This is a genomic window from Escherichia sp. E14S1, from assembly GCF_004211995.1.
Classification (GTDB): Bacteria; Pseudomonadota; Gammaproteobacteria; order Enterobacterales; family Enterobacteriaceae; genus Escherichia.
In genome coordinates, this window is the sequence record NZ_RHJQ01000005.1 from 83,112 (window position 1) to 98,358 (window position 15,247).

Below are 15,247 nucleotides of genomic sequence, written 5' to 3' on the forward strand. Positions count from 1 at the left end.
GGTTTAAACGTTGGACTGTTTTTCTGACGTAGTGGAGAAAAAATGAAATTTGAACTGGACACCACCGACGGTCGCGCACGCCGTGGCCGCTTGGTCTTCGATCGTGGCGTAGTGGAAACGCCTTGTTTTATGCCTGTTGGCACCTACGGCACCGTAAAAGGGATGACGCCGGAAGAAGTTGAAGCCACTGGCGCGCAAATTATTCTGGGTAACACTTTCCACCTGTGGCTGCGCCCGGGCCAGGAAATTATGAAACTGCATGGCGATCTGCACGATTTCATGCAGTGGAAAGGCCCGATCCTTACCGACTCCGGCGGCTTCCAGGTCTTCAGTCTTGGCGATATTCGTAAAATCACCGAACAGGGCGTGCACTTCCGTAACCCCATCAACGGCGATCCGATTTTCCTCGATCCCGAAAAATCGATGGAGATTCAATACGATCTTGGCTCAGACATCGTCATGATTTTTGACGAGTGTACGCCGTATCCTGCTGACTGGGATTACGCGAAGCGCTCTATGGAGATGTCGCTGCGTTGGGCGAAGCGTAGCCGCGAGCGTTTTGACAGTCTCGGCAACAAAAATGCGCTCTTTGGTATCATTCAGGGCAGCGTTTACGAAGATTTACGTGATATCTCTGTTAAAGGTCTGGTAGATATCGGTTTTGATGGCTACGCTGTCGGCGGTCTGGCAGTGGGTGAGCCGAAAGCAGATATGCACCGTATCCTGGAGCATGTGTGCCCGCAAATTCCGGCAGACAAACCACGTTACCTGATGGGCGTTGGTAAACCGGAAGACCTGGTTGAAGGCGTGCGCCGCGGTATCGATATGTTTGACTGCGTAATGCCAACACGTAATGCGCGTAACGGTCATCTGTTCGTGACCGATGGCGTGGTGAAAATCCGCAATGCGAAGTATAAGAGCGACACTGGCCCGCTCGATCCTGAGTGTGATTGCTACACCTGTCGCAATTATTCACGTGCCTACTTGCATCATCTCGACCGTTGCAACGAAATATTAGGCGCGCGACTCAACACCATTCATAACCTTCGTTACTACCAGCGTTTGATGGCGGGTTTACGCAAGGCTATTGAAGAGGGTAAATTAGAGAGCTTCGTAGCTGATTTTTACCAGCGTCAGGGGCGAGAAGTACCACCTTTGAACGTTGATTAATATTAATAATGAGGGAAATTTAATGAGCTTTTTTATTTCTGATGCGGTAGCGGCAACGGGTGCTCCGGCACAAGGTAGCCCGATGTCTTTGATTTTGATGCTGGTGGTATTCGGTCTGATTTTCTATTTCATGATCCTGCGCCCACAGCAGAAGCGCACCAAAGAACACAAAAAGCTGATGGACTCCATCGCGAAAGGTGATGAAGTGCTGACGAACGGTGGCCTGGTCGGTCGCGTAACCAAAGTAGCAGAAAACGGCTACATTGCTATCGCGCTGAATGACACCACTGAAGTAGTTATTAAACGTGACTTCGTAGCCGCCGTTCTGCCGAAAGGCACCATGAAGGCGCTGTAATTAAAATTTTTCCCTAAGGGAATTGCCGTGTTAAACCGTTATCCTTTGTGGAAGTACGTCATGCTGATCGTGGTGATTGTCATCGGTCTGCTGTATGCGCTTCCCAACCTGTTTGGTGAGGATCCGGCTGTTCAGATCACTGGCGCGCGCGGAGTCGCCGCCAGTGAGCAAACGCTGATCCAGGTCCAGAAAACGTTACAAGAAGAAAAAATAACTGCTAAGTCTGTGGCACTGGAAGAGGGCGCTATTCTTGCGCGCTTCGACTCCACTGACACCCAGCTACGCGCTCGTGAAGCATTAATGGGCATTCTGGGTGACAAATATGTCGTGGCGCTTAACCTTGCCCCGGCCACGCCGCGCTGGCTGGCAGCTATTCACGCTGAGCCGATGAAGCTCGGTCTTGACTTGCGTGGCGGCGTTCACTTCCTGATGGAAGTGGATATGGACACTGCGCTTGGCAAACTCCAGGAACAAAATATCGATAGCCTGCGCAGCGATCTGCGTGAAAAAGGCATCCCGTATACCACTGTTCGTAAAGAAAATAATTACGGTCTGAGCATCACTTTTCGCGATGGCAACGCCCGTGATGAAGCTATTGCATATCTGAGCAAGCGTCATCCCGATCTGGTCATTAGCAGCCAGGGTAGCAACCAGCTGCGTGCGGTCATGAGCGATGCGCGTCTCAGTGAAGCGCGTGAATATGCGGTGCAGCAGAACATTAACATCCTGCGTAACCGTGTAAACCAGCTTGGTGTGGCGGAGCCTGTAGTACAACGTCAGGGCGCAGACCGCATTGTCGTTGAGCTGCCAGGTATTCAGGATACTGCACGTGCGAAAGAAATTCTGGGCGCTACCGCGACGCTGGAATTCCGTCTGGTGAATACCAACGTTGACCAGGCTGCTGCTGCATCTGGACGCGTACCGGGCGACTCTGAAGTGAAACAGACCCGCGAAGGTCAGCCGGTTGTGCTGTACAAACGCGTGATTCTGACCGGTGACCATATCACCGATTCCACTTCCAGCCAGGACGAATACAACCAGCCGCAGGTTAACATCTCGCTCGACAGCGCAGGTGGTAACATCATGTCTAACTTCACTAAGGACAACATCGGCAAACCGATGGCGACCCTGTTTGTGGAGTATAAAGACAGCGGTAAGAAAGATGCTAATGGTCGTGCGGTTCTGGTGAAGCAGGAAGAGGTGATTAACATCGCGAATATCCAGTCTCGTCTGGGTAACAGCTTCCGTATCACTGGTATCAACAACCCGAATGAAGCGCGTCAGCTGTCGCTGCTGCTGCGTGCCGGTGCGTTGATTGCACCGATTCAGATTGTTGAAGAACGTACCATTGGTCCGACCCTGGGTATGCAGAACATTGAACAGGGGCTGGAGGCATGTCTCGCCGGTCTGCTGGTTTCTATTCTGTTCATGATCATCTTCTATAAGAAGTTTGGTCTGATTGCGACCAGTGCTCTGATTGCGAACTTGATCTTGATTGTCGGCATTATGTCGCTGCTGCCTGGCGCGACGCTGAGTATGCCGGGGATCGCGGGTATCGTCTTAACCCTTGCGGTAGCGGTCGATGCGAACGTACTGATCAACGAACGTATTAAAGAAGAGTTAAGCAACGGGCGTACTGTTCAGCAGGCAATTGATGAAGGTTATCGTGGCGCGTTCAGTTCCATCTTCGATGCGAACATCACCACGCTGATTAAAGTCATCATCCTGTACGCAGTGGGTACCGGGGCAATTAAAGGGTTCGCGATTACTACCGGTATCGGTGTGGCGACGTCGATGTTTACCGCGATTGTCGGTACGCGTGCCATCGTAAACCTGCTATATGGCGGCAAGCGCGTCAAGAAGCTGTCAATCTGAGGAGTGCGATGTGGCACAGGAATATACTGTTGAACAACTAAACCACGGCCGTAAAGTCTATGACTTTATGCGCTGGGACTACTGGGCTTTCGGCATCTCTGGTCTGCTGTTAATCGCCGCGATCGTCATTATGGGCGTGCGCGGTTTTAACTGGGGGCTGGATTTCACCGGTGGTACGGTTATTGAAATTACGCTTGAAAAACCGGCTGAAATCGATGTAATGCGTGATGCATTGCAGAAAGCGGGCTTTGAAGAGCCGATGCTGCAAAACTTCGGTAGCAGCCACGACATCATGGTCCGCATGCCGCCAGCTGAAGGCGAAACCGGTGGTCAGGTGCTGGGCAGCAAAGTTCTGAAGGTGATTAACGAAGCTACCAATCAGAACGCGGCGGTGAAGCGTATTGAGTTCGTCGGTCCGAGCGTAGGGGCAGACCTTGCGCAAACCGGTGCGATGGCGCTGATGGCGGCACTGCTGTCTATCCTTGTATATGTCGGTTTCCGCTTTGAGTGGCGACTGGCGGCAGGGGTAGTAATCGCGCTGGCGCACGACGTTATCATTACACTGGGTATTTTGTCGTTATTCCATATCGAGATTGACCTGACCATTGTGGCATCGTTGATGTCGGTTATCGGTTACTCGCTTAACGACAGTATTGTGGTATCGGACCGTATTCGTGAAAACTTCCGCAAAATCCGTCGCGGTACGCCTTACGAAATCTTTAACGTGTCCTTGACCCAGACGCTGCACCGTACTTTGATCACATCCGGTACCACCTTGATGGTGATCCTGATGCTGTATCTCTTTGGTGGTCCGGTACTGGAAGGCTTCTCGCTGACCATGCTGATCGGTGTAACCATCGGTACGGCGTCTTCCATCTATGTAGCATCTGCGCTGGCCCTGAAACTGGGTATGAAGCGTGAGCATATGCTGCAACAGAAAGTGGAAAAAGAAGGGGCGGACCAGCCGTCAATTCTGCCTTAATCAAGTTCCCGTTGATGTTGAAAATCCCGGTCAGAAGATCGGGATTTTTTTGATGTATGGAGATTGCGAAAATCCCCGCATCTTGGGAAACTGCGCGTAACCCTACATTTCATCCAGGTAACTTTTCATGGCTATCATCCCAAAAAACTATGCGCGGTTAGAAAGCGGCTATCGCGAAAAAGCATTAAAACTCTATCCGTGGGTCTGCGGTCGCTGTTCCCGCGAGTTTGTCTATTCCAACCTGCGTGAGCTAACTGTGCACCATATCGATCACGACCATACCAATAATCCGGAAGATGGTAGTAACTGGGAATTGCTTTGTCTCTATTGCCATGATCATGAGCATTCGAAATATACCGAAGCGGATCAGTATGGTACGACGGTTATCGCAGGGGAAGATGCGCAGAAAGATGTCGGTGAAGCGAAATACAACCCGTTTGCTGATTTAAAAGCGATGATGAATAAGAAGAAGTAATAAAAAATGCCGGATATAAAATCCGCTATTTGAGCTTTGTGACAAACGAAAAATTGCCTGATACGCTACGCTTGTCAGGCCTACGTAATCTCAGCAATGTATTGAATTTTCGTGCTTTTGTAGACCAGATAAGGCGTTTACTCCGCATCCGGCATGAACAAAGCGCACGTTGTCGACAATCTGAAATGCCGGGAATAAATCCCGGCATTTTCATAATCAGAAGTTGTAACCTACCACCAGGTAACCACCCCAGCCGGTAGAGCGAACGTTGAAGTTGCCGTTACCGAAGTTCAGCTCTGCATCATCGTTCCACTGACCACCGTCATGCCAGTAACGTGCAACGACAGAGTAGTGCCAGTGATCGTAGTTCAGCGCCAGAATATGGCTGGAAGCGATGGAGTTATTGCTGCGCGTCTTAATACCGTTGATTGCGTTACCGCTGTCATCACCCAGATCGGAACCCCAGTCGAAGTTGGTGAAGCCGATGTAGCTCAGCTGACCGCCCCACAGATCGGTAATCGGCACAAAGTATTTAATTTTGAAACGGTAACCGTCCCACTCGTTTTCGTTCGCTGCGCCGTAGTTCTGCCACTGGTATTTCGCATACACGTTCATGGACAGGCTCATCGGCAGGCCAGTGTCAATGTCAGTACCCAGACCCATATACCAGGTGCTCTGGCGACCATCTTTGTTACGGCCCATGTCGTAAATGTAGTTGTTCGCGAAGTACCACTCTTTGAACGGACCGAAGCTAAGGTCAGTATTGGTCAGCTTATCGATGGAGAAACGCGGTTCGATTTCCATAAACAGCGGAGAACCGTGGTTCCAGATACCTTTGGCATCGGAGTTACCGCCGAAGAATACCGGCGCATCCGCGTAACCATAGAAATCGAACCAGTCTTTTTTAGCGAATGCTTCATACTCCAGGTAAGTATCGTTACGGATCTGCGGTCCGAAACGAGTGTGATAGCTACCAACTACGTTAACGCTCTGGTGCCACCAGTCGGAAAGGTACTGCGGTTTATCGTTTTCAGCTGCGTTGACAGTAAAAGACGAAGAGAGCGCCAGTACCGCACCGGCTGCCAGTAATGTTTTTTTCATATGTATGCCACTGTTTGAAAATCCCTTACGGGAGTGAAAAAGGCGCAAATTGCGTTTCTAAATATTTCCTATACAGAGGAGCCTATTATAAAAATCATTGCTCACAAAAATATGTTGTATTTCACAGTTCTATCATTTACGTAATCGATTGCGTTCACGAATACACATATTCGGGCGGGAATTGTACTGACTTTCATCCTTGTTGCAAACTTTTACTATCAATCTGGGTGATGTAAGCAGAGTAACAAAATGATGGGGGAGGATGTTGCGGGACGCACAAAACGCCCCGAAAAACGTTTACTGCATAACAGGTTGAATGTCGTGGATGCGTACAAAGCCTAACTGATCCACAGAAATGCCCTTTAACTGTAACGGAATGTCAACATCACTGGGCGCGAGGAGGCTGGCCGGCGCGTTAATCAATTGATTCTGCACATTGATTTCCTGAAAGCTGTCGATTGTTCCCTGAATTTGCCCATATTCAACGGTTCCGCTGAAAGCGGGTAAGGGATCATTGGACTCACCCTGAATACGCAGCGTCAGAGTGGTGCCATCTGCAATTGGCGTAATATTCACCAGCGACATACGTAAAGTGCCAATTTGGCTTTCCAGCCGTGCCGGTGTGTTTGCTCCAGGCAACAGGTAAACCCCACTGCTGGATTTTGCGTTCAGCGTATTTTGCTGGGTGATTTTGACGGTTTCTTTGTTGAGCTGAGTCATCTCTTTATTCAACGTGTTGACGCTGTGTTTCATCTGGCGCACTTCGCTTTGCTGTACGCAGGCGCTCAGGCTGAACAGGCTTCCCAGCAGGAATAGTCGAAAACATACTTTAATGTTCATAGGTCGTCCCTTTCTCGTCACAATTAGCCTAATGGTAGAGGCTTAAAGCCGTGAAAGCATCGATCCTTTATCTCAAAAGCGTTGCGCCTTTGTTGTATCGTCAGTTCAGGGTAAAATAGATTTCTATTAACCACCTGGTCAGGACGCCGTATGCATTGCCCATTCTGTTTCGCCGTGGACACTAAGGTAATTGACTCTCGTCTCGTGAGCGAGGGCTCTTCCGTACGCCGCCGTCGGCAGTGTCTGGTGTGTAATGAACGTTTCACTACTTTTGAAGTTGCGGAACTGGTTATGCCGCGTGTCGTGAAAAGCAACGACGTGCGCGAACCGTTTAATGAAGAAAAATTGCGTAGCGGAATGCTGCGGGCGCTGGAAAAACGTCCGGTGAGTTCCGATGACGTCGAAATGGCGATCAACCATATTAAATCGCAACTCCGCGCCACCGGTGAGCGCGAAGTGCCGAGCAAAATGATTGGCAATCTGGTGATGGAGCAATTGAAAAAGCTCGATAAAGTCGCCTATATCCGTTTTGCCTCTGTCTATCGCAGTTTCGAAGATATCAAAGAATTTGGCGAAGAGATTGCGCGCCTGGAGGATTAAACCGTGCAGGACGAGTTATACATGGCGCGGGCGCTAAAGCTGGCGCAACGAGGGCGCTTCACCACTCACCCTAACCCGAATGTCGGTTGCGTCATTGTGAAAGATGGCGAAATTGTCGGTGAAGGTTACCATCACCGCGCGGGCGAACCGCATGCAGAGGTACACGCGTTGCGCATGGCAGGTGAAAAAGCCAAAGGCGCAACGGCGTATGTGACACTCGAACCTTGTAGTCATCATGGTCGTACGCCACCGTGTTGTGACGCATTAATTGCTGCTGGCGTGGTGCGCGTTGTGGCTGCGATGCAGGACCCTAATCCGCAGGTCGCTGGGCGTGGACTTTACCGTTTGCAACAAGCTGGCATTGACGTCAGCCACGGCCTGATGATGAGCGAAGCCGAGCAATTGAATAAAGGCTTCCTCAAGCGCATGCGCACCGGCTTTCCTTATATACAGTTGAAACTCGGCGCGTCGCTAGATGGCCGCACTGCGATGGCCAGCGGTGAAAGCCAGTGGATCACTTCACCTCAGGCTCGACGCGATGTACAACGACTGCGCGCGCAAAGTCATGCCATTTTAACCAGCAGCGCCACGGTGCTGGCGGACGATCCAGCCTTAACGGTGCGTTGGTCTGAACTGGATGAACACACTCAGGCGCTCTATCCGCAACAAAATCTCCGTCAGCCGGTACGTATTGTGATTGATAGCCAAAATCGCGTGACGCCGGAACACCGCATCGTGCAGCAGCCGGGCGAAACCTGGTTCGCGCGTACGCAGGAAGATTCTCGTGAATGGCCGGAAACGGTGCGTACTTTGCTGATTCCAGAGCATAAAGGTCATCTGGATCTGGTTGTGCTGATGATGCAACTCGGCAAGCAACAGATTAACAGTATCTGGGTGGAAGCGGGGCCAACGCTCGCTGGCGCATTGCTACAGGCGGGTTTAGTCGATGAGCTGATTGTCTATATCGCACCTAAACTATTAGGCAGCGACGCCCGCGGATTATGTACGCTGCCGGGGCTTGAGAAATTAGCCGACGCGCCCCAATTTAAATTCAAAGAGATACGTCATGTAGGCCCGGATGTTTGCCTGCATTTAGTGGGTGCATGATCTCCCGGCTCGAAAGGGAAGCAGCGCACGAAATATTATGCTAAAATCCGCCCCCCTGCGGGGCCATACTCGAACCCGAAGGAAGAAAATGAACATTATTGAAGCTAACGTTGCTACCCCGGACGCTCGCGTCGCCATCACCATTGCGCGTTTCAACAACTTTATCAATGACAGCCTGCTGGAAGGTGCAATTGACGCACTGAAACGTATCGGTCAGGTAAAAGATGAAAACATTACCGTTGTTTGGGTGCCTGGTGCCTATGAGCTGCCGCTGGCGGCGGGGGCACTGGCTAAAACCGGTAAATACGACGCGGTGATTGCGCTGGGGACGGTTATTCGTGGTGGCACTGCCCACTTTGAATATGTCGCTGGTGGTGCAAGCAACGGCCTGGCGCATGTTGCCCAGGACAGCGAAATTCCGGTTGCTTTTGGGGTTTTGACCACTGAAAGCATTGAACAAGCGATCGAACGTGCTGGCACCAAAGCTGGTAACAAAGGTGCAGAAGCTGCACTGACCGCGCTTGAAATGATTAATGTATTGAAAGCCATCAAGGCCTGAAATTAGTAAGGGGAAATCCGTGAAACCTGCTGCTCGTCGCCGCGCTCGTGAGTGTGCCGTCCAGGCGCTCTACTCCTGGCAGTTGTCCCAGAACGACATCGCTGATGTTGAATACCAGTTCCTGGCTGAACAGGATGTAAAAGACGTTGACATCCTGTACTTCCGTGAGCTGCTGGCCGGGGTGGCGACTAACACCGCATACCTCGACGGACTGATGAAGCCATATCTGTCTCGCCTGCTGGAAGAGCTGGGCCAGGTAGAAAAAGCGGTACTGCGCATTGCGCTGTACGAGCTGTCTAAACGTAGCGATGTGCCGTACAAAGTGGCCATTAACGAAGCGATCGAACTGGCGAAATCGTTCGGCGCAGAAGACAGCCATAAGTTCGTCAATGGCGTACTGGATAAAGCAGCACCTGTGATTCGCCCTAACAAAAAGTGATATCCAGGCCGGCAGAGTAACGGAAAAACAGTTCCGCACTCGCCGGCCTTTTCTTTTTTACCTGCTGAGGCATAACGTATGGCATGTGGCGAGTTCTCCCTGATTGCCCGTTATTTTGACCGTGTAAGAAGCTCTCGTCTTGATGTCGAACTTGGCATTGGCGACGATTGCGCACTTCTCAATATCCCCGAGAAACAGACCCTGGCGATCAGCACTGATACGCTGGTGGCGGGCAACCATTTCCTCCCTGATATCGATCCTGCGGATCTGGCATATAAAGCACTGGCGGTAAACCTAAGCGATCTGGCAGCGATGGGCGCCGATCCGGCCTGGTTGACGCTGGCATTAACTTTACCGGACGTAGACGAATCGTGGCTTGAGTCCTTCAGCGACAGTTTGTTTGAGCTCCTCAATTATTACGATATGCAACTCATTGGCGGCGACACCACGCGTGGGCCATTATCAATGACGTTGGGTATCCACGGCTTTGTTCCGATGGGACGAGCCTTAACGCGCTCAGGGGCGAAGCCGGGTGACTGGATTTATGTGACCGGTACACCGGGCGATAGCGCCGCCGGGCTGGCGATTTTGCAAAATCGTCTCCACGTGGCGGATTGCAAAGATGCTGACTACTTGAGCAAACGTCACCTCCGTCCGTCGCCGCGTATTTTACAGGGGCAGGCATTGCGCGATCTGGCAAATTCAGCCATCGATCTCTCTGACGGTCTGATTTCCGATCTCGGGCATATCGTGAAAGCCAGCGACTGCGGCGCACGCATTGACCTGGCGTTGTTACCATTCTCTGACGCACTTTCACGTCATGTTGAACCGGAACAGGCGCTGCGCTGGGCGCTCTCTGGTGGCGAAGATTACGAGTTGTGTTTCACTGTGCCGGAACTGAACCGTGGCGCGCTGGATGTGGCTCTCGGACACTTGGGCGTACCGTTTACCTGTATCGGGCAAATGACCGCCGATATCGAAGGGCTTTGTTTTATTCGTGACGGCGAACCTGTCACGTTAGACTGGAAAGGATATGACCATTTTGCCACGCCATAAAGATGTCGCGAAAAGTCGCCTGAAGATGAGTAATCCGTGGCATTTGCTTGCTGTCGGATTCGGAAGTGGATTAAGCCCGATTGTTCCTGGCACGATGGGATCGCTGGCGGCGATTCCGTTCTGGTATCTGATGACCTTTTTACCCTGGCAGCTTTATTCGCTGGTAGTCATGCTGGGGATCTGTATTGGCGTTTATCTTTGTCATCAGACCGCGAAAGATATGGGCGTGCACGATCATGGCAGCATTGTCTGGGACGAATTTATCGGCATGTGGATCACTCTGATGGCGCTGCCGACCAATGACTGGCAGTGGGTCGCCGCCGGGTTTGTGATTTTCCGTATTCTGGATATGTGGAAACCGTGGCCGATCCGCTGGTTTGATCGCAATGTACATGGCGGCATGGGGATCATGATCGACGATATTGTCGCTGGGGTGATTTCCGCAGGCATCCTGTACTTTATTGGACATCACTGGCCGCTGGGTATTCTGTCGTAGTTGTGCACCGATGCCTGATGTGACGCTTGTCACGTCTCATCAGGCCTGCATACCTATTTAAATCCTACGACCGGATGCGGTTTATACGGCGTTTCCAGCTCGGCGATCTGTTCCGGCTTCAAGGTGATATCCACCGCGTTTAGCAGTTCATCAAGCTGTTCCTCCCGAGAAGTTCCGATAATCGGTGCGGCAATGCCCGGTTTACTCAACAACCAGGCCAACGCAACTTGTGCTCGTGTCGCGCCCAGCTCTTCACTGACGCCCGTTAACCGCTCTGCGATCTGTGCGTCATTTTCATCGCTTTCTTTGTAGAGATTTTTCCCCACTTCATCAGACACCAGGCGTGCAGTAGTTTCTCCCCACGGACGTGTCAGACGTCCCCGTGCCAGCGGGCTCCACGGAATCACCGCCACGCCCTCCTGATAACACAGCGGCAGCATCTCACGCTCTTCTTCGCGATAAATCAGATTGTAATGATCCTGCATACTGACAAACTGCGCCCAGCCGTGCTGTTTTTGCAGTTCCAGCGCCTGAGCAAACTGCGAGGCGTGCATTGATGACGCGCCGAGATAACGTGCTTTCCCGGCTTTTACCACGTCGTTCAGGGCTTCCAGCGTCTCTTCGATCGGCGTGTTGTAATCCCAGCGATGAATTTGCAGGATATCGACATAATCCATGCCGAGACGGCGCAGGCTGTCGTCGATAGAGCGTAAAATTTGCGCACGGGATAATCCTTCCGGTAAATCACCAACGCGATGGAACACTTTGGTGGCAACGACCACGTCTTCACGACGGGCGAAATCCCGCAGTGCGCGACCGACGATCTCTTCGCTGCTTCCATCGGAATAGCTATTGGCGGTATCAAAGAAATTTATGCCGCCTTCCAGCGCGCGTTTAATGATGGGACGGCTGCTCTCTTCCGGCAGTGTCCATGCGTGATTACCGCGATCTGGCTCGCCAAAGGTCATACAGCCGAGGCAAAGTCGGGAAACGCGAAGGTCGGTTTTTCCTAAGGGGTTGTATTGCATGCTGCCACTCCTGCCATGAATAATTTCTTAAGCATAGCAGGAGTGGAGTAGGGATTATGCCAGCCAGGCCTTGATTTTGGCTTCCATACCGGCGGCATCGAGGCCGAGTTCGGTGCGCATTTCTTCCTGCGTTCCTTGCGGAATAAAGAAGTCAGGCAGGCCAATGTTCAGCACGGGTACTGGTTTACGATGGGCCATTAGCACTTCGTTCACGCCGCTGCCTGCACCACCCATAATGGCGTTTTCTTCAACGGTGACCAGCGCTTCATGGCTGGCGGCCATTTCCAGAATTAACGCTTCATCAAGCGGCTTCACAAAACGCATATCGACCAGCGTAGCGTTCAGCGATTCGGCGACTTTCGCCGCTTCTGGCATCAGCGTACCAAAGTTAAGGATCGCCAGTTTCTCGCCACGACGCTTCACAATGCCTTTGCCAATTGGCAGTTTTTCCAGTGGCGTCAGCTCCACGCCGACCGCGTTGCCGCGCGGGTAGCGCACCGCTGACGGGCCATCGTTATAGTGATAGCCGGTATAGAGCATCTGGCGACATTCGTTTTCATCGCTCGGGGTCATAATGACCATTTCCGGTATGCAGCGCAGGTAAGAGAGATCAAAAGCGCCCTGATGGGTTTGACCGTCAGCACCAACAATGCCCGCACGGTCGATGGCGAACAGGACCGGAAGCTTTTGAATTGCCACGTCATGCAGCACCTGATCATAGGCGCGTTGCAGGAAGGTGGAGTAGATCGCGACAATGGGTTTGTATCCACCAATCGCCAGACCCGCAGCAAAGGTCACCGCGTGTTGCTCGGCAATCGCCACGTCGAAGTAGCGATCCGGGAATTTACGTGAAAACTCGACCATGCCGGAGCCTTCACGCATCGCCGGAGTAATCGCCATCAGCTTGTTGTCTTTCGCTGCCGTTTCGCACAGCCAGTCGCCAAATATTTTTGAATAGCTCGGCAGGCCGCCGCTACTTTTCGGCAAACAACCGCTGGAGGGATCAAATTTAGGCACGGCGTGGAAAGTGATTGGGTCTTTCTCTGCCGGTTCATAACCACGACCTTTTTTGGTCATGATATGCAGGAACTGCGGGCCTTTCAGGTCGCGCATGTTCTTAAGTGTGGTGATAAGCCCCAGCACATCGTGACCGTCAACCGGGCCGATGTAGTTAAAGCCCAGCTCTTCAAACAATGTGCCAGGCACTACCATGCCTTTAATATGTTCTTCGGTACGTTTGAGTAGCTCTTTAATTGGCGGCACGCCAGAGAAAACTTTTTTCCCGCCTTCGCGCAGCGAAGAGTAAAGCTTACCGGAAAGCAGCTGCGCCAGATGGTTGTTGAGCGCGCCAACATTTTCGGAAATCGACATTTCATTGTCGTTGAGGACCACCAGCATATCAGGACGGATATCGCCCGCGTGATTCATCGCTTCAAACGCCATGCCAGCGGTAATCGCGCCATCGCCAATTACACAGACGGTGCGGCGATTTTTGCCTTCTTTCTCGGCAGCAACCGCAATACCAATTCCGGCACTGATGGAGGTTGATGAATGCCCGACGCTTAAAACGTCATATTCGCTTTCGCCGCGCCACGGGAACGGGTGCAGGCCGCCTTTCTGACGGATGGTGCCGATTTTGTCGCGGCGTCCGGTCAAAATTTTATGCGGATAAGCCTGATGCCCCACATCCCAAATCAATTGGTCAAACGGGGTGTTGTAGACATAGTGCAGCGCCACGGTCAGTTCGACCGTGCCCAGCCCGGAGGCGAAGTGCCCGCTGGAACGGCTCACGCTGTCGAGTAAATAGCGGCGCAGTTCGTCGCAGAGTTTCGGTAAACTCTCTTTTGGCAACAGTCGTAACTCCTGGGTGGAGTCGACCAGTGCCAGGGTCGGGTATTTGGCAATATCAAAACTCATCAGGGGCCTATTAATACTTATTGTTTATTTATTACGCTGGATGATGTAGTCCGCTAGCGCTTCCAGTGCCGAGGTATCGAGTGACTGTTCAGCCAGTTGTTTCAGCGACTGACGGGCATCGTCGATCAGATCCCGGGCTTTCTTCCGGGCTTGCTCAAGACCCAGAAGTGCAGGGTAGGTACTTTTACCAAGTTGCTGGTCGGCACCCTGGCGTTTTCCCAACGTTGCAGTATCTCCCACCACATCCAGGATGTCATCCTGAACCTGGAAGGCAAGGCCGATGCTCTCTGCGTACTTGTCGAGTACTGGCAGAGCACGACGTCCTTTATCTCCGGCGCTTAATGCACCAAGGCGAACGGCGGCGCGAATCAATGCGCCGGTTTTATGACGATGAATACGCTCGAGTGCATCCAGAGGTACGTGTTTGCCTTCCGCATCTAAATCTAATGCCTGACCACCGCACATTCCGGCAATACCGCTGGCGCTCGCCAGTTCAGAAATCATCGAAATCCTGTCGCGGTCCGACACTTCCGGCATATCGGCATCGCTTAAAATCGAGAACGCCAGCGTTTGTAAAGCGTCGCCAGCGAGAATCGCGTTCGCTTCGCCAAACTTCACATGACAGGTCGGCAAGCCGCGACGCAGATCGTCATCATCCATTGCCGGTAAATCATCATGAATTAATGAGTAAGCGTGGATACACTCTACGGCGGCGGCGGGTGCGTCCAGAGTATTCAGACTTACGCCGAGCATTTGACCGGTGGCATAAACCAGGAAAGGTCGCAGGCGCTTACCACCTAATAATGCGCCATACTGCATGGTTTCTACCACGGGAGTGTTCTGAAAGGGCAGTGGGGCGATAAAACGGCTCAGCGCCTGGTTGGCCTGCTTAACGCAGGCTTCGAGTTGCTGCGGAAAGTCCATTACTCATTGTCCGGTGTAAAAGGGGTTAGAGAGGCGTCTTCATTGTCAGACAGCAGAATTTGTACGCGTTGTTCGGCTTGTTGTAATTTGGCCTGCCCCTGACGTGCCAGCTGCACGCCGCGTTCGAACTCGTTCAGCGCCTCTTCCAGCGGCAGGTCGCCACTTTCCAGGCGGGTTACAATCTGTTCCAGCTCGCTCAGCGCCTTTTCAAAGCTGGCGGGCGCCTCATTTTTCTTCGGCATAATGAATGTCTGACTCTCAATATTTTTCGCCCCGTCATGGTAACGGACTCAGGGCAAATAGCAAATAACGCGCAATGGTAA

The 15,247-nt window shown here is 52.1% G+C and carries 17 protein-coding genes; 11 read left to right on the top strand and 6 right to left on the bottom strand.

Going from position 1 to position 15,247, the window contains the following annotated elements; all coding sequences use genetic code 11:
- The first annotated feature begins 42 nt into the window (after nucleotides 1–42).
- The 5 genes from tgt to yajD all read left to right on the top strand — a co-directional run bounded on the left by tgt (nucleotide 43) and on the right by yajD (nucleotide 4,857).
- Entirely contained in the window at nucleotides 43–1,170 is a 1,128-nt protein-coding gene (gene tgt / locus D9734_RS06460; protein WP_000667317.1) for a tRNA guanosine(34) transglycosylase Tgt, read from the top strand.
- A gap of 22 nt (nucleotides 1,171–1,192) precedes the next feature.
- Nucleotides 1,193–1,525 (top strand): preprotein translocase subunit YajC, encoded by a 333-nt coding sequence (gene yajC, locus D9734_RS06465; RefSeq protein ID WP_000007629.1) that lies wholly within the window; start codon nucleotides 1,193–1,195, stop codon nucleotides 1,523–1,525.
- 27 nt (nucleotides 1,526–1,552) lie between these two features.
- A complete protein-coding gene (gene secD, locus D9734_RS06470; RefSeq protein WP_130206228.1) occupies nucleotides 1,553–3,400 on the top strand; it encodes a protein translocase subunit SecD in 1,848 nt (615 codons plus the stop codon).
- Between the two features lie 10 nt (nucleotides 3,401–3,410).
- On the top strand, nucleotides 3,411–4,382 hold the full coding sequence (gene secF / locus D9734_RS06475; RefSeq protein ID WP_130206230.1) for a protein translocase subunit SecF: 972 nt from the start codon (nucleotides 3,411–3,413) through the stop codon (nucleotides 4,380–4,382).
- 127 nt (nucleotides 4,383–4,509) lie between these two features.
- The gene (yajD, locus tag D9734_RS06480) at nucleotides 4,510–4,857 is read left to right on the top strand and encodes an HNH nuclease YajD (RefSeq protein ID WP_000974823.1); all 348 of its coding nucleotides are present in this window, start codon (nucleotides 4,510–4,512) and stop codon (nucleotides 4,855–4,857) included.
- A gap of 216 nt (nucleotides 4,858–5,073) precedes the next feature.
- On the opposite strand, the gene tsx is transcribed toward yajD, so the two are convergent.
- Both tsx and D9734_RS06490 read right to left on the bottom strand, forming a co-directional pair.
- The gene (gene tsx, locus D9734_RS06485; protein WP_116836751.1) at nucleotides 5,074–5,958 is read right to left on the bottom strand and encodes a nucleoside-specific channel-forming protein Tsx; all 885 of its coding nucleotides are present in this window, start codon (nucleotides 5,956–5,958) and stop codon (nucleotides 5,074–5,076) included.
- A 297-nt stretch (nucleotides 5,959–6,255) separates the two neighbouring features.
- Nucleotides 6,256–6,798 (bottom strand): DUF3251 domain-containing protein, encoded by a 543-nt coding sequence (locus tag D9734_RS06490; RefSeq protein WP_130206232.1) that lies wholly within the window; start codon nucleotides 6,796–6,798, stop codon nucleotides 6,256–6,258.
- 150 nt (nucleotides 6,799–6,948) lie between these two features.
- Here D9734_RS06490 and nrdR point away from each other — a divergent pair, with 150 nt between their 5' ends.
- From nrdR to pgpA, 6 genes are all read left to right on the top strand, one after another.
- Complete coding sequence (nrdR, locus tag D9734_RS06495) at nucleotides 6,949–7,398, top strand: transcriptional regulator NrdR (protein WP_064527125.1); 450 nt, start codon at nucleotides 6,949–6,951, stop codon at nucleotides 7,396–7,398.
- Nucleotides 7,399–7,401: 3 nt separating this feature from the next.
- On the top strand, nucleotides 7,402–8,505 hold the full coding sequence (gene ribD / locus D9734_RS06500) for a bifunctional diaminohydroxyphosphoribosylaminopyrimidine deaminase/5-amino-6-(5-phosphoribosylamino)uracil reductase RibD (protein ID WP_130206234.1): 1,104 nt from the start codon (nucleotides 7,402–7,404) through the stop codon (nucleotides 8,503–8,505).
- 88 nt (nucleotides 8,506–8,593) lie between these two features.
- A complete protein-coding gene (gene ribE, locus D9734_RS06505; protein ID WP_001021161.1) occupies nucleotides 8,594–9,064 on the top strand; it encodes a 6,7-dimethyl-8-ribityllumazine synthase in 471 nt (156 codons plus the stop codon).
- Nucleotides 9,065–9,083: 19 nt separating this feature from the next.
- Entirely contained in the window at nucleotides 9,084–9,503 is a 420-nt protein-coding gene (gene nusB, locus D9734_RS06510; RefSeq protein WP_000801121.1) for a transcription antitermination factor NusB, read from the top strand.
- 78 nt (nucleotides 9,504–9,581) lie between these two features.
- Nucleotides 9,582–10,559, top strand: a complete 978-nt coding sequence (gene thiL, locus D9734_RS06515) for a thiamine-phosphate kinase (protein WP_130206236.1) — start codon at nucleotides 9,582–9,584, stop codon at nucleotides 10,557–10,559.
- A complete protein-coding gene (gene pgpA / locus D9734_RS06520; RefSeq protein ID WP_000154044.1) occupies nucleotides 10,537–11,055 on the top strand; it encodes a phosphatidylglycerophosphatase A in 519 nt (172 codons plus the stop codon). Before thiL ends, pgpA begins: the two co-directional genes overlap by 23 nt.
- 53 nt (nucleotides 11,056–11,108) lie before the next feature.
- Here the strand turns inward: pgpA and yajO are convergent, their stop codons facing one another.
- Genes yajO through xseB form a run of 4 tightly spaced genes read right to left on the bottom strand, consistent with a single transcriptional unit; the run spans nucleotide 11,109 to nucleotide 15,166 of the window.
- On the bottom strand, nucleotides 11,109–12,083 hold the full coding sequence (gene yajO, locus D9734_RS06525; protein WP_130206238.1) for a 1-deoxyxylulose-5-phosphate synthase YajO: 975 nt from the start codon (nucleotides 12,081–12,083) through the stop codon (nucleotides 11,109–11,111).
- A 54-nt stretch (nucleotides 12,084–12,137) separates the two neighbouring features.
- Entirely contained in the window at nucleotides 12,138–14,000 is a 1,863-nt protein-coding gene (gene dxs, locus D9734_RS06530; protein ID WP_105477759.1) for a 1-deoxy-D-xylulose-5-phosphate synthase, read from the bottom strand.
- A gap of 24 nt (nucleotides 14,001–14,024) precedes the next feature.
- Complete coding sequence (gene ispA / locus D9734_RS06535; protein ID WP_130206240.1) at nucleotides 14,025–14,924, bottom strand: (2E,6E)-farnesyl diphosphate synthase; 900 nt, start codon at nucleotides 14,922–14,924, stop codon at nucleotides 14,025–14,027.
- A complete protein-coding gene (xseB, locus tag D9734_RS06540) occupies nucleotides 14,924–15,166 on the bottom strand; it encodes an exodeoxyribonuclease VII small subunit (RefSeq protein ID WP_001124935.1) in 243 nt (80 codons plus the stop codon). Before xseB ends, ispA begins: the two co-directional genes overlap by 1 nt.
- Nucleotides 15,167–15,247 lie beyond the last annotated feature (81 nt).

Coding starts and splice junctions, on each gene's coding strand:
- tgt (WP_000667317.1), top strand. CDS start 43: ATGAAATTTGAACTGGACACCACCGACGGTCGCGCACGCCGTGGCCGC.
- yajC (WP_000007629.1), top strand. CDS start 1,193: ATGAGCTTTTTTATTTCTGATGCGGTAGCGGCAACGGGTGCTCCGGCA.
- yajD (WP_000974823.1), top strand. CDS start 4,510: ATGGCTATCATCCCAAAAAACTATGCGCGGTTAGAAAGCGGCTATCGC.
- tsx (WP_116836751.1), bottom strand. CDS start 5,958: ATGAAAAAAACATTACTGGCAGCCGGTGCGGTACTGGCGCTCTCTTCG.
- D9734_RS06490 (WP_130206232.1), bottom strand. CDS start 6,798: ATGAACATTAAAGTATGTTTTCGACTATTCCTGCTGGGAAGCCTGTTC.
- nrdR (WP_064527125.1), top strand. CDS start 6,949: ATGCATTGCCCATTCTGTTTCGCCGTGGACACTAAGGTAATTGACTCT.
- ribE (WP_001021161.1), top strand. CDS start 8,594: ATGAACATTATTGAAGCTAACGTTGCTACCCCGGACGCTCGCGTCGCC.
- thiL (WP_130206236.1), top strand. CDS start 9,582: ATGGCATGTGGCGAGTTCTCCCTGATTGCCCGTTATTTTGACCGTGTA.
- pgpA (WP_000154044.1), top strand. CDS start 10,537: ATGACCATTTTGCCACGCCATAAAGATGTCGCGAAAAGTCGCCTGAAG.
- yajO (WP_130206238.1), bottom strand. CDS start 12,083: ATGCAATACAACCCCTTAGGAAAAACCGACCTTCGCGTTTCCCGACTT.
- dxs (WP_105477759.1), bottom strand. CDS start 14,000: ATGAGTTTTGATATTGCCAAATACCCGACCCTGGCACTGGTCGACTCC.
- ispA (WP_130206240.1), bottom strand. CDS start 14,924: ATGGACTTTCCGCAGCAACTCGAAGCCTGCGTTAAGCAGGCCAACCAG.
- xseB (WP_001124935.1), bottom strand. CDS start 15,166: ATGCCGAAGAAAAATGAGGCGCCCGCCAGCTTTGAAAAGGCGCTGAGC.